Below are 13,019 nucleotides of genomic sequence, written 5' to 3' on the forward strand. Positions count from 1 at the left end.
GGACAAACGGTCGTGATCATTCCAACCACATATAAAGACAAAACGGTTGCCATTCTGGGTCTCGGTAAATCCGGCCTATCGGCGCTGCATGCCTTGAAAGAGGCAGGCGCAACCGTGTGGGCATGGGATGATCAATCCGATCAAAATGACCTTGTCGATCTGACAAAAGCGGACTGGTCACAAATTGACCTGCTGGTCATGAGCCCCGGTATCCCGCACACCTATCCCGCGCCCCATCCGGTGGCAGAACTGGCCCGCGCCCACAACGTAGACATCGTCTGTGATGTGGAACTGCTGGTCCAGACCCAGCCCAATGCAACCTATATCGCCATCACCGGCACCAACGGCAAATCCACCACAACCGCGCTCATCAGCCATATTCTGGAGGTTGCGGGCTTTGACGTGCAAGTCGGCGGTAACTTCGGCATCCCTGCCCTTGATCTTGATCCACTGGATGAAGACGGCGTCTATGTGCTGGAAATGTCGTCCTATCAGCTGGAACGCACACCGTCACTGTGCGCGGACGTCGCCATCTGGATGAACATCAGCCCGGATCACCTCAACCGCCACGGCGGGCTGGACGGCTATATTGCGGCAAAGAAAAATATCTTTAACGGTCAAAGCAACGAACAGTTTGCCCTGATCGGGGTTGATGACGCCCATAGCCGCGCTGTTTTTGCTGAAGACGGTTTGACCAACGCGCGCCGCATCGCCATTTCTGCCCAAGGCCCCGTTGAAGACGGGATCTTTAGTGACGAAGACATCCTGATCGACGAGGCCTTTGATGACGAAGGCACCCAAGTCATGGACCTGTCTGCCATCAAGACCTTGCAGGGTCGCCATAACCAGCAAAATGCCGCCACCGCTTACGCAGCCGCCATGGCGATTGGTGCCGCACCGGAATGGATCGTGCGCGGGCTTGCCAGTTTCCCCGGCCTTGCCCATCGTCAAGAAAATGTCTGTGTGGTCGAGGGCGTCTCCTTCATCAACGACAGTAAAGCCACCAACGCGGATGCAGCGGGCAAAGCCTTATCATCTTACGAAGACATCTACTGGATTGCCGGTGGTCAGGCCAAAGAAGGCGGGATCGACAGCCTGAAGGATGAGCTATCCCACGTCAAAAAAGCCTACCTGATTGGGGAAGCCCAAGACGCCTTTGCCCAGACCCTTGAGGGTGTACTGGACTGTGAGCGCTGCACCACCTTGGACAAAGCCGTTTTGCGCGCCTTTGCAGATGCGCGTGCAACAGGCGGCGTTATTCTGCTGTCCCCGGCGTGCGCGTCCTGGGATCAGTTTACCAGTTTTGAAGCCCGCGGCGATGCGTTTAAAGACCTTGCCTGGCGCGTGCAGGAGGAGGCCGCGAAATGATCAGCTTCTCTCGTGTAGATACCAGCATTATGGGGCGTTGGTGGTGGACGGTCGACCGTTGGCTGCTGGCATCCCTGTTGCTGATCGTTGGTGTCGGGGCGATCCTGACCCTTGCCGCCAGCCCGCCTGTTGCGGCGCGCCTCCATCTCGATACCTACCATTTTGCCCTGCGCCAATTTGCTTATCTGCCGCTTGCTTTGGCGGTGATGCTAGGTGTCTCCATGCTCACCCCCATTCAGGTGCGCAGGCTCGCGACCCTTGGCTTTGGCGTCTTTATCTTATTGACCGCCAGCACGCATTTTCTGGGCGCGGAAATTAAGGGTGCGGCGCGTTGGGTGTCGCTGGGCAGCTTCACCCTGCAACCGTCTGAATTTGTTAAACCGACCTTCGCGGTCGTTGCCGCATGGATGTTTGCTGAATGGCGCAAAGACGGCACTTTTCCCGGGCATTTCATTGCCATCGGGCTGTTTGGCTTGGTCGCAGGCTTGCTGGTCACCCAACCGGATTTCGGCATGACCGCTGTGATCTCGGCGGTCTGGGGGATACAGTTCTTCCTCGCTGGCCTGCCTGTCTTCTTTGTGGTGCTGGTCGCCTTTTTGTTTATGACAGGATCAATGGTCGCCTACATGACGGTGGATCACGTGAAAAGCCGTGTGGATCGCTTCCTTGATCCCACCAGCGGCGACAGCTATCAGATCAGCCGTTCCCTCGAAGCCTTCCAGAACGGGGGCTTTTTGGGCACCGGTCCGGGGGAAGGACAGATCAAGCATGTGCTGCCCGATGCCCATACCGACTTTATCTTTGCCGTTGCAGGCGAAGAATTTGGCATGATTGCCTGCCTGTTGATCATTGGTCTGTTTGCAACCGTGGTCTTGCGCGGCTTTGCCCGTATGTTCCGTGAAGACAACCTGTTTGTCTTGCTGGCGGTGGGCGGACTTGTCACCCAGTTTGGCCTGCAAGCGGTCATCAACATGGCTTCGACCACACATCTGATGCCGACCAAAGGCATGACCTTACCGTTTATCAGCTATGGCGGCTCCAGCCTTCTGTCCCTTGCCCTTGGTATGGGGATGCTGCTTTCTTTAACACGACGACGCCCCGGAGGTGACTTGTGAGCGACACAAAACCACTCATCATTCTGGCTGCCGGTGGCACAGGGGGGCATGTCTTCCCTGCAGAAAGTCTCGCCAGTGAATTGCAAAAACGCGGCTATCGTCTGGCGCTGTTTACGGACAAGCGCGGCGGGTCTTACAGCGGTGTGCTTGGGGGGCTGGAAACAAAACATATCTCCGCTGGCGGTGTTGCAGGTCGCGGCCTCATCGGCAAAGCCCTGTCTGCATTCTCGCTTGCATGGGGAACTTTTCAGGCCAAGCGCCTGCTGGGGAAAATGGGGCCACGCGTTGTCGTGGGCTTCGGCGGCTATGCGTCCGTGCCGACCATGATTGCTGCTTCCCTTGGTGGCTATGCTTCCATGATCCACGAACAAAACGCCGTTCTGGGTCGCGCCAACCGACTGCTTGCACCCAAGGTAAAACGCATCTGTACCTCTTATGCCCGTGTCGATCACATCGGCGGGGTGGACAGTTCCAAGGTCAACTTTACGGGCATGCCCGTGCGCGCCAACATTATTGATGTGCGCAACACCCCCTATCCTGTTTTGGATGAGACCAGCCCTATTGAAGTGTTAGTGCTCGGCGGCTCCCAAGGGGCGCAGGTCTTTAGTGACGTGCTGCCGGAAGCGTTTGGCAAATTGCCGACATCGTTACAGGACCGCTTGCACATCACCCAACAGTGCCGACCGGAACTGCTGGACGAAACCCGCAAGCGTTATGTGGAAAAAGGCCTGAACGCGACACTCGACAGCTTTTTTGACGATGTGCCCCAGCGCCTGAGCAAGGCGCATTTGCTGATCGCACGTTCCGGTGCCTCCACCGTTGCGGAAGTGACGACCGTTGGCCGTCCGGCGATCCTTGTGCCTTATCCCTACGCGATTGATGACCATCAAACCAAAAACGCCCATGCCCTTGATGAAACAGGCGCAGGCTGGCTGATCCCGCAGGATGGTTTGGATGCCGATCAACTCGCCATACGTCTGGAAGCGTTGTTTACAACACCAAAGACCCTTATCAACACTGCCGCCGCCAGCCTCAACGCTGGCCGTCCCGATGCCGCATCCCGACTTGCCGATGCGGTCGAAGAACTTATCGAGGTATAAAAAGACCATGAAATCCCTTCCCCTCTCCATCGGCACTATCCATTTTGTCGGCATCGGCGGCATCGGTATGAGCGGCATTGCAGAAATTCTGCATAACCTTGGCTATCAGGTGCAAGGCAGTGACCTCAGCGACAACGCAAACGTTAAACGTCTGCGCGATCTGGGCATCCCCGTCTTTATCGGTCATACGGAAGAAAATGTGGCCAATGCCGAAGTGGTGGTTATTTCCTCTGCCGTCAAACCCGATAACCCTGAAGTGGTGCGCGCCCGTCACAAGCTGATCCCGGTTGTACGCCGTGCGGAAATGCTGGCGGAACTGATGCGCCTCAAAGCCTCAATTGCGGTTGGCGGCACCCATGGGAAGACCACAACAACCACCATCATCGCAACCCTTTTGGATGCGGCAGAAATGGACCCGACGGTTATCAACGGCGGAATTATCAATGCCTATGGCACCAACGCGCGCCTTGGCGAAGGCGACTGGCTGGTTGCGGAAGCCGACGAGTCTGACGGCACCTTTATTAAACTGCCCGCGGCCTGCGCGGTTGTCACCAACATCGACCCGGAACATCTGGATCATTACGGCAACTTTGATACGTTGCGCAAAGCCTTTGATACGTTTGTGCAGAACATCCCGTTCTACGGATTTGCCGCCCTGTGTATCGACCATGCGGAAGTGCAAGCCATGATCCCGCGCGTGTCAGATCGCAAAATCGTCACCTACGGGTTTTCCCCCCAAGCGGACGTGCGCGCAACCAACGTGGATATGAATGCCGATGGCGTGCGTTTTGATGTCACCATCACGCGCCGCGGTGACGAAGACGCCCGCACCATCGAAGGTCTGCATTTCCCTATGTTGGGTCAGCACAACGTCCAGAACAGCCTTGCCGCCATCGCTGTCGGTCTGGAACTGGGCATGAGCGATGCTACCATCCGCAAAGGCTTGTCCTCTTTCAGTGGGGTGAAGCGTCGTTTCACCAAAACCGGCGAAGTCGATGGCATTGCGATCATTGATGATTATGCTCACCATCCGGTCGAAATCGGTTCTGTCCTTAAGGCCGCACGCGGCGCGGGTCGCGGCAAGGTGCATGCTGTCGTGCAGCCGCACCGTTATTCGCGCCTGCGCGATTTGTTTGAAGAATTTTCCACCTGCTTTAACGATGCCGACACCGTCATTGTGGCCGACGTTTATCCCGCAGGGGAACAGCCCATCGAAGGGATCGACAAGGCCCATCTGGCAGAAAGCCTGATCAGCCACGGACACCGTCACGTCATCGCCCTTGAAAATCAGGACGCGCTTGCCGGTGTGATTAACGAGATCGCAAGCCCCGGTGATTATGTGGTCTGTTGTGGTGCGGGCAGTATTTCTGCCTGGGCCTATGCGCTGCCGGATCAACTGACCAAGGTTAAGGGAGTATAACAACGTGACCAACCTGCCTGCCTTCAACACCGGATTGCTGGATCGTCTGCCCCCTGTGCGCGGACGACTGAGCGCCAATGCGCCTTTAGACAAGGTGACATGGTTCCGTGTGGGTGGCCCGGCGGAAGTCATGTTTCGTCCTGAAGATGCAGACGACCTTGCCCTGTTTATCAAAAACAAACCCAAAGACGTGCCTGTTACTTTCTTGGGGGTCGGGTCCAACCTGCTGGTGCGCGATGGCGGCATCCCCGGTGTGGTGGTCCGTCTAGGACGCAACTTTGCCCAAATCAGCGTGGAGGGCGACCAGATTATCGCAGGCGCCGGTGCCTTGGATGGCAACGTTGCAAAAGTCGCGCTTGAGAATTCTTTGGGAGGTTTAGAATTTCTTAGTGGTATTCCCGGCACAATAGGCGGTGCCCTGCGAATGAACGCAGGCGCCTATGCGCGGGAGATAAAAGACGTGTTGATTGACGCCACTGCAATTTCACCCCTTGGTGAGGTTAAAACCCTCAGCCTTGCGGACCTTGGATATTCCTATCGTCACAGTGATCTGGCGGACGACTGGGTCTTCCTGTCTGCCCGTCTGCAAGGGAGGACAACTGATCAAGACGCCATCCGCGCTGAAATGCAAAAAATTCAGGACGCCCGCGGGTCCAGCCAACCGATCCGGTCGCGCACTGGCGGGTCCACCTTTGCCAACCCAGAAGGGCACAAAGCATGGCAGTTGATCGACCAAGCCGGATGCCGTGGCCTCAAACGCGGCGGGGCGCAAGTGTCCGAACAGCATTGCAACTTCCTGATTAACACGGGTGACGCCACCGCCGACGACCTTGAAGGTCTGGGCGATGACGTGCGCGCGCGTGTGAAAGACACCAGCGGCGTCACCTTGCGTTGGGAAATTAAAAGAATTGGTTTGAGAAAAGGAGAGACATCATGACAACCCATGTTGCCGTCCTCATGGGCGGATGGTCCTCAGAACGCGAAGTCTCCCTCGTTAGTGGTGCGGCCTGCGCCAAAGCCTTGCAACAAGCAGGGTATAGTGTCACGACAGTCGATATCCAGCGCGATATGGGCACCTTGTTGACCCGCCTTTATCCAAAGCCGGATGTGATCTTTAATGCACTTCACGGCCCCTATGGGGAAGATGGCTGTATGCAAGGTTTCTTGAACATCATCAACATCCCTTACACCCATTCCGGTGTGATGGCGTCCGCGATTGCCATGGACAAGCCAATGGCAAAGCGCCTGTTTGAACAGGTCGGCATCAAATGCGCCAAACATATCATGGCGAAACGCGACGATGTGTTGGCGGGGGACGTGATGGATCGCCCCTATGTGATCAAACCGACCAATGAAGGTTCCAGCGTTGGGGTTAAAATTGTCCTGAATGGCGATGAGCCGCCGTTCTCCCACGATGACTGGCCCTATGGTGAAGAAGTCATGGTCGAAGAATTTATTGCGGGGCGTGAACTGACCGTTGCCGTCATGGGTGATCGCGGGGCCTTGGGCGTGACCGAGATTTGCACTGATCATAAATTTTATGACTATGACGCAAAATATGTTGATGGCGGGTCTTATCATGTGGTCCCCGCAGACGTGCCGGAAGACATCACTAAAAAAGTTAAAACTATGGCAGAACTGGCCCATGAAACATTGGGCTGTCGCGGCGTATCGCGTGCGGACTTCCGTTATGACGATAAAAACGGTGAACTTTATATTCTGGAAGTAAATACACAGCCCGGCATGACCCCGACATCATTGGTGCCGGAACAAGCGGCAGCAGCAAATATTTCCTTCCCGAAACTGGTCGCCTGGATGGTGGAGAACGCGCGATGCGACAATTAAGTGTAGCTTCCAGCGCCAAGAACAAGCGCAAACGCTCAACCCCGTTCTGGAAAAAAGCCGCCTTTAAACCGTTGGCTTTCAGTGCGGTGATGGGGCTGTCTGCGGCGCTTTTGACCTATGCAGTCAAGACCGGTCTTGCCGATCTCGCCTCCAGCCGCTTTGAGCGCGCAACTGTGGAAGCGACCGCAAATTCAGGCTTTATCCTGCGCGATGTGCTGGTTGAAGGGCGCAGCAACACGCCGATTGAAGATTTGCGCGCCGTCGTCAATCTGGAACTGGATCAACCGATTTTTGATGCCGACCCGGAAACCTTGCGCGAACGGATTGAGGCCTTGCCGTGGGTGGCAACCGCCATGGTGGAACGACAACTGCCGGATATCATCCACATTCGCCTGAACGAACATCGCCCGACCGCCATCTGGCAACATGACAGCACCTTCTCGCTGATTAACAAAGAAGGCGACGTCATCTTGACCGGCGGGGAAGATATTAAAGTCTTTTCTCACTTGCCGTTGGTGGTTGGAGCGGGTGCGCCCGCACATGCTCAAGAAGTCTTGCAGATTTTACGCACAGAACCAGAGCTGCACAAACGGGTCAAAGCCGCTGTGCGCGTGTCTGACCGCCGCTGGGACATTGTGATGGACAATGATTTCACCATTCGCCTGCCCGAAGATCATCCCGAAAAAGCATGGTCACGTCTGGCGCTTTATACGAAAGAGAATGAACTGTTTGAAAAGAAACTCGCATCCGTCGATTTGCGTTTTCCAGACCGGATATTAATAAAAATCGACGATTTGGAAACGATTCGTAAACCATTGCTGGGGCAAGATACATAGGTCGGAGCATATCTGTTCCTCCTAGTTTTGAATAATTTTGGAATGCAAAACGTGACAAAGAAAACCAGAAACGGCTTGATTGCAGCCCTGGATATCGGCACTACAAAAGTGTCGTGCTTTGTCGCGCGTGCAGGGTCCGGCAAGGCCCCGGAAATTATTGGCCTGTCCCACCAGATTGCCAACGGCCTGCGCCGGGGCGTGATTGTGGATATGGAAGCCGCGGAAAAATCAATTCGCAGCGCCGTCCATGTGGCAGAAGAAATGGCGGACGACACCATCGAACGGGTCATCGTTTCCCTGTCCGGCGGTCATGCTCAAGCCAATCTTGTTAATGTGGAAACCAACGTCCATACCGCGCAAATTGCCGATATTGACGTACAGCGTCTGTTTATGCAGGCCCGCGCCCAAGGGCAAATCCCCAAAGATCACACCCTGCTGCACACGCTGCCGACAGAATTTTCCATCAATGATGAACATGGCGTGCGTGACCCGCGCGGCATGGCAGGCGATCGTCTGGGCGCGCGTATGAATTTGGTTTCCGCCAATTCCAGTGCGGTGCAAAACCTGAAAACCTGTCTGGAACGCTGCCACCTTGATGTGGAAGAAGAAGTGGTCGCGGCCTACGCAAGCGGTCTCGGCTGTCTGGTCGAGGATGAGCTAAGTCTCGGCGTCTGCGTCGTGGATATGGGCGGCGGCACCACTGACATCGCTGTCTTTATTGAAGGCGAGCTGGTCTATATGGACAGCATCCCAGTTGGCGGCAAGCAAGTGACAAACGATGTGTCGCGCGGCCTGAACACGCCGATTGCACACGCTGAACGGATGAAGACAAAATTCGGCAGCTGCCTGCCAGCACCGAGTGATGATCACGAAATTTTGCGCGTCCCCGTGTTGGGGGAAGAAGATGATGCAGAAGGCACAACAGCCTCCCGGTCCATGCTGGTCAGCATCATCCAGCCGCGCCTTGAAGAAACATTGGAGCTTGTGCGCGAACGTCTGGAACACAGCGGCTTTGATAAAGCGGTTGGTCGTCAGGTCGTTCTCACCGGTGGGGCCTCGCAGTTGCGCGGTGTGCCGGAACTCGCCGCACGCATCCTCAATAAAAAAATTCGTCTTGCCCGTCCGCAAAAACTCAGCGGTCTGGCAGATGCAACAAGTGGACCTGAATTTTCAACATGCGTCGGGCTGTTAAAGTACGCATATGAAAAACAAGGGTTGTGGCCGACCGGCGCAACTCAATCTGGTCCCGACCCAAATAGTATTTTGGGAAAATTAGGGTTCTGGTTTAAACAAAATTTTTAGATTTAGGACCTAGACTACACAAATCCCCCTGACAACCATCATCATAAGATGGACTGGGGAAAGAGCGATAACAAGGCAAGTCACATACGTTGTTTTTAGAAAGGGCACTTAAAAATGGCCATTAATTTTCAAGCTCCGGAACATCAACCGGCCCCCACGCAGACAGGTCCGCGCATCTCCGTCATCGGTGTTGGTGGCGCAGGCGGTAACGCTGTCAACAACATGATCCAGTCCCAGTTGGAAGGCGTTGAATTCGTCGTTGCCAACACGGACGCACAAGCTTTGACACAGTCCAAATCCGATCACCGGATCCAATTGGGTGCCAATCTGACGTCTGGTCTGGGTGCTGGCTCCAAGCCGGAAATCGGTCGCGATGCAGCCCTTGAGTCCATTGACGATATCATGCAGCAAATCTCCGGCTCCAACATGGTGTTCATCACCGCTGGTATGGGTGGCGGCACCGGGACAGGTGCAGCGCCGGTTATTGCCCATGCGGCGCGTGAAGCTGGGATCCTGACCGTTGGTGTCATCACCAAACCTTTCCAGTTTGAAGGTGTGCACCGCATGCGTCTGGCAGAAGCCGGTATCGAAGAAATGCAAAAATACGTGGACACGCTGATCGTGATCCCGAACCAGAACCTGTTCCGCATCGCAACGGAAAACACAACCTTTGCCGAAGCCTTTAAAATGGCCGACGCCGTGCTTCATTCCGGTGTGCGTAGCGTCACCGATCTGATGATCCGTCCGGGTATGATCAACCTCGATTTCTCCGACATCAAAACGGTTATGTCCGAAATGGGCAAAGCCATGATGGGCACAGGCGAAGCTGAAGGCGAACGTCGCGCGATTGAAGCGGCGGAAGCGGCGATCTCCAACCCGCTTCTGGATGACAGCTCCATGAAGGGTGCCAAAGGCGTCCTGATCAATATCACAGGCGGCATGGATATCTCGCTCTTTGAAGTGGACGAAGCTGCAAACCGTATCCGTGAAGAAGTTGACTCTGATGCCAACATCATCTTCGGGACAACGCTTGACGAAAGCCTTGAAGGTAAAATGCGCGTCTCTGTTGTCTCTACAGGAATAGACAGCATGGAAGCCCGTGCGCCGAAACCACGCGTTTTGGAAGATGACGTTGACGCCATCAGCACACAAGCAGCTCCAAAACCGCAAACGGCCCCTGCTGCAGCACAAAGTGCACCTGTACAAACACAGACACCTGCCCCACAAACAACTGTGGCCACACACACGCAGCCGACAATGGCTCAAACTGTTGCGTCCAAAGTTTTGTCCATGCAGTCTGCTGCCAAACCGGCTCAACAAGACACCATGGCTCAACAGCCGGTACAGCAAAACGCAGCCGTCAACGCTGAACAGGTTGCCATGCGCATTCAAAACACACTGGGCAACACCCAGTCCGTGCAACAGGAACGCGCCCCGTTCATCCCGCCGGCCGCTGCTGAAGTTGCCCATGTGGAAGAACCGGTTGCCGCCCATAACCCGTTCCATGCTGCCCCGAAAGCAGCTGAACAGCACGAAGAAGCTCCAAGTGCCGCCCGTTCTCTGTTCGATCGCGTAACAGGCCGTGGCGCACGCCCGCAAAAACCGAAAGAAACAGCGGAAATCCACGAAATGTCTCAGCAAAGTCTGGACATTACACCGCAGGATCGTTCCTCCGTTTCCTCTCAACAAGCTGAAGACGACTTGCTGGATATCCCGGCATTCCTGCGTCGCCAAGCCAACTAAGGGTAGGTCTGCCTTAACCGCCCGTCAAAATAACCTTTGGTTATTTTAAAAACAACGTAACTTAAAGCCGTTCCTACTGGTGCAATCGCCCTTGCACGTCTGGGAACGGCTTTTATTTTCAATAAGTTAGAAATATTTCATCTTGTAACAAAACGTAATAAAGCTTGATTTGAATTCTTCCCCTCATCCGGTTAATAATTCAACCTACGAAATTCGGGTAGACACACCACCAAAGATGAAAGACGCGTCATGACAATGATTTCAAACCAGAAAGCGACACAGGTCCTCCGCCAGAAGACTCTCAAAACGGCGATCAACTGTTCAGGCATTGCGCTTCATTCTGGTGAAAAAGTCACCATTACGCTGAAACCTGCTGAAGCCAACACTGGCATTATCTTCAAACGCACCGACATTGCAGGCAAAGGCGCGGAAATCGCAGCCACCTACAACAATGTCGTTGAAACCCTGCTCTGCACAAAAATCGGCAACGAAGAAGGTGTCACCGTTGCCACAATCGAACATTTGATGGCCGCCCTGTCCGGTTGCGCGATCGACAACCTGATCGTTGAAGTGAACGGCCCAGAAATGCCGGTCATGGATGGCAGCTCTGCCCCGTTCGTCTTTTTGATCGAATGTGCCGGCACCAAAGAATTGGATGCCCCACGCAAAGCCATCCGCATTGAAAAAGCAGTCAGCGTTGAAGATAAAGGCCGCTTTGCAGGCTATCAGCCGTGCAAAGGCAGCATCCTTGACTTCACCATCGATTTTGACAATCCGGCGATTGCCCGTCAGGACCACACGGTTCATCTGGGTCGCGGTGTCTTTAAAGAAACAATCTCACGTGCGCGTACCTTCGGCTTTTTGCATGAAGTTGAATATATGCGCTCTCAAGGCTTGGCCCGTGGCGGCTCCCTCGACAATGCCGTTGTGGTCAGCGCTGATGGCGTTATGAACGAAGATGGCCTGCGCTATGAAGACGAGTTTGTACGTCACAAAATTCTGGATGCCATTGGCGATCTTGCTTTGGCAGGTATGCCGATCATCGGTCGCTACACAGGGGTTTGTTCCGGTCACTACCTCAACAACCAACTGCTGCGCGCCTTGATGGCGGACCAGGATGCCTGGTCTGTGGTCCCGATGACGGCAGAAGATCTGGACGCGGCCTATCTGGAACAGCGCAAAACACAAAGCGCCTGAGAACGAACTCTCATAAAACGACTTAGACCCTGCGCTTGATTGCACAGGGTCTTTTTTGTTGAAATATTGCATTTGCATAGAGACAAGACCACTTTTCTTGGTATAGTCTCGCGACGTTTCCCAACCAACGGCAATAGATAATAGACTTCAGATGAAACATTTCTCGCACCGCCCGTTTTTCTATCTCGCTGCCCCTGTGCTTGCTGTCTCCTTACTCAGCGCCTGCTCATCTACAGATGACGAAGTTCCCTATGTGGAAAGCCCGGTCGAGCAGCTCTATAATGATGGTCACAATGCCTTGCTGGCGGGGGAATATGAAGTCGCGGCGCAAAAGTTTGACGAAGTTGAACGTCAGCACCCTTATTCTGTCTGGGCGACCAAATCCCAGCTGATGGCCGCCTTTGCCTATTATGAAAACGAAAAATACGACGAAGCCGTCATTGCCCTTGATCGTTTCATCCAACTGCACCCGTCCAACAAGGACGTGCCTTACGCAACCTACCTCAAAGGCTTGTCTTACTACGAGCAGATTTCGGATGTGGGCCGTGATCAGTTGATGACAGATCAGGCGCAAAAGACCTTCCGTGAATTGATCAAACGTTTCCCGACCAGCAAATACGCGCGCGACGCCCGTCTAAAACTAGACCTCACCGTTGACCACTTGGCCGGTAAGGAAATGGAGATCGGACGCTATTACACCTCGCGCAACCAATGTATTGCCGCGCTGAACCGTTTTAAGTCGGTTGTTGAAAAATATCAGACAACGACCCACGTTCCCGAAGCCCTGCACCGGATGATCGAATGTTACATCCAGTTGGGTCTGGAGGATGAGGCAAAACGCACAGCCGCCGTCCTGGGGCATAACTTCCCCGGGTCGGAATGGTACATCGATACCTATCAGATCGTGGAACGTAAACGTCTAAAAGATAAAGAAGACCCTAGCTGGTACTGGCCGTTTGAGAAAAAAGACACCCTCGAACTGTTGGAAGAACAGGACGGCGTCAAGGCAGAAGAAGAACGCCTTGAAGGGGAAGAAGACCTGTTACCGGTTAAAAAAGAAAGCTCTTGGTGGAAAGTCTGGGAATAAGCGGGC

General features: G+C 54.5%; 11 protein-coding genes. All 11 read left to right on the forward strand.

What is annotated here, in order from left to right:
- The first annotated feature begins 12 nt into the window (after window positions 1-12).
- The 11 genes from murD to Q397_RS21505 all read left to right on the forward strand — a co-directional run bounded on the left by murD (window position 13) and on the right by Q397_RS21505 (window position 13,013).
- A complete protein-coding gene (gene murD, locus Q397_RS0107150; RefSeq protein ID WP_028878826.1) occupies window positions 13-1,368 on the forward strand; it encodes a UDP-N-acetylmuramoyl-L-alanine--D-glutamate ligase in 1,356 nt (451 codons plus the stop codon).
- The gene (locus Q397_RS0107155) at window positions 1,365-2,483 is read left to right on the forward strand and encodes an FtsW/RodA/SpoVE family cell cycle protein (RefSeq protein ID WP_028878827.1); all 1,119 of its coding nucleotides are present in this window, start codon (window positions 1,365-1,367) and stop codon (window positions 2,481-2,483) included. The genes murD and Q397_RS0107155 overlap by 4 nt, the downstream gene beginning before the upstream one ends.
- Window positions 2,480-3,583, forward strand: coding sequence for an undecaprenyldiphospho-muramoylpentapeptide beta-N-acetylglucosaminyltransferase (gene murG, locus Q397_RS0107160; protein ID WP_028878828.1), 1,104 nt, complete (start codon window positions 2,480-2,482; stop codon window positions 3,581-3,583). Before Q397_RS0107155 ends, murG begins: the two co-directional genes overlap by 4 nt.
- Before the next feature lie 7 nt (window positions 3,584-3,590).
- The gene (murC, locus tag Q397_RS0107165; RefSeq protein WP_028878829.1) at window positions 3,591-5,003 is read left to right on the forward strand and encodes a UDP-N-acetylmuramate--L-alanine ligase; all 1,413 of its coding nucleotides are present in this window, start codon (window positions 3,591-3,593) and stop codon (window positions 5,001-5,003) included.
- A 13-nt stretch (window positions 5,004-5,016) separates the two neighbouring features.
- Entirely contained in the window at window positions 5,017-5,940 is a 924-nt protein-coding gene (gene murB, locus Q397_RS0107170; RefSeq protein WP_156950656.1) for a UDP-N-acetylmuramate dehydrogenase, read from the forward strand.
- Window positions 5,937-6,848, forward strand: coding sequence for a D-alanine--D-alanine ligase (locus Q397_RS0107175; RefSeq protein WP_028878831.1), 912 nt, complete (start codon window positions 5,937-5,939; stop codon window positions 6,846-6,848). The genes murB and Q397_RS0107175 overlap by 4 nt, the downstream gene beginning before the upstream one ends.
- On the forward strand, window positions 6,836-7,684 hold the full coding sequence (locus tag Q397_RS21495) for a cell division protein FtsQ/DivIB (RefSeq protein WP_051609794.1): 849 nt from the start codon (window positions 6,836-6,838) through the stop codon (window positions 7,682-7,684). Before Q397_RS0107175 ends, Q397_RS21495 begins: the two co-directional genes overlap by 13 nt.
- Window positions 7,685-7,726: 42 nt before the next feature.
- Window positions 7,727-8,986 carry a cell division protein FtsA gene (ftsA, locus tag Q397_RS0107185; RefSeq protein ID WP_028878832.1) on the forward strand — a complete coding sequence of 420 codons (1,260 nt, stop codon included), beginning with the start codon at window positions 7,727-7,729 and terminating at the stop codon, window positions 8,984-8,986.
- 114 nt (window positions 8,987-9,100) lie between these two features.
- Entirely contained in the window at window positions 9,101-10,729 is a 1,629-nt protein-coding gene (gene ftsZ / locus Q397_RS0107190) for a cell division protein FtsZ (RefSeq protein ID WP_028878833.1), read from the forward strand.
- A gap of 249 nt (window positions 10,730-10,978) precedes the next feature.
- Window positions 10,979-11,926: a UDP-3-O-acyl-N-acetylglucosamine deacetylase gene (gene lpxC / locus Q397_RS21500; protein WP_240475037.1), complete on the forward strand. Its 948-nt coding sequence runs from the start codon at window positions 10,979-10,981 to the stop codon at window positions 11,924-11,926.
- Window positions 11,927-12,077: 151 nt separating this feature from the next.
- Window positions 12,078-13,013, forward strand: a complete 936-nt coding sequence (locus tag Q397_RS21505) for an outer membrane protein assembly factor BamD (RefSeq protein WP_084148973.1) — start codon at window positions 12,078-12,080, stop codon at window positions 13,011-13,013.
- The last annotated feature ends 6 nt before the right edge of the window (window positions 13,014-13,019 follow it).

Origin of the sequence: Terasakiella pusilla DSM 6293 (assembly GCF_000688235.1) — a bacterium.
In the GTDB taxonomy this organism is placed as follows: domain Bacteria; phylum Pseudomonadota; class Alphaproteobacteria; order Rhodospirillales; family Terasakiellaceae; genus Terasakiella; species Terasakiella pusilla.

What these genes read in the sequence shown, in the direction of transcription:
- Q397_RS0107155 (WP_028878827.1), top strand. Translation starts at nt 1,365, where the DNA reads ATGATCAGCTTCTCTCGTGTAGATACCAGCATTATGGGGCGTTGGTGG.
- murC (WP_028878829.1), top strand. Translation starts at nt 3,591, where the DNA reads ATGAAATCCCTTCCCCTCTCCATCGGCACTATCCATTTTGTCGGCATC.
- Q397_RS0107175 (WP_028878831.1), top strand. Translation starts at nt 5,937, where the DNA reads ATGACAACCCATGTTGCCGTCCTCATGGGCGGATGGTCCTCAGAACGC.
- Q397_RS21495 (WP_051609794.1), top strand. Translation starts at nt 6,836, where the DNA reads ATGCGACAATTAAGTGTAGCTTCCAGCGCCAAGAACAAGCGCAAACGC.
- ftsA (WP_028878832.1), top strand. Translation starts at nt 7,727, where the DNA reads ATGCAAAACGTGACAAAGAAAACCAGAAACGGCTTGATTGCAGCCCTG.
- ftsZ (WP_028878833.1), top strand. Translation starts at nt 9,101, where the DNA reads ATGGCCATTAATTTTCAAGCTCCGGAACATCAACCGGCCCCCACGCAG.
- lpxC (WP_240475037.1), top strand. Translation starts at nt 10,979, where the DNA reads ATGACAATGATTTCAAACCAGAAAGCGACACAGGTCCTCCGCCAGAAG.
- Q397_RS21505 (WP_084148973.1), top strand. Translation starts at nt 12,078, where the DNA reads ATGAAACATTTCTCGCACCGCCCGTTTTTCTATCTCGCTGCCCCTGTG.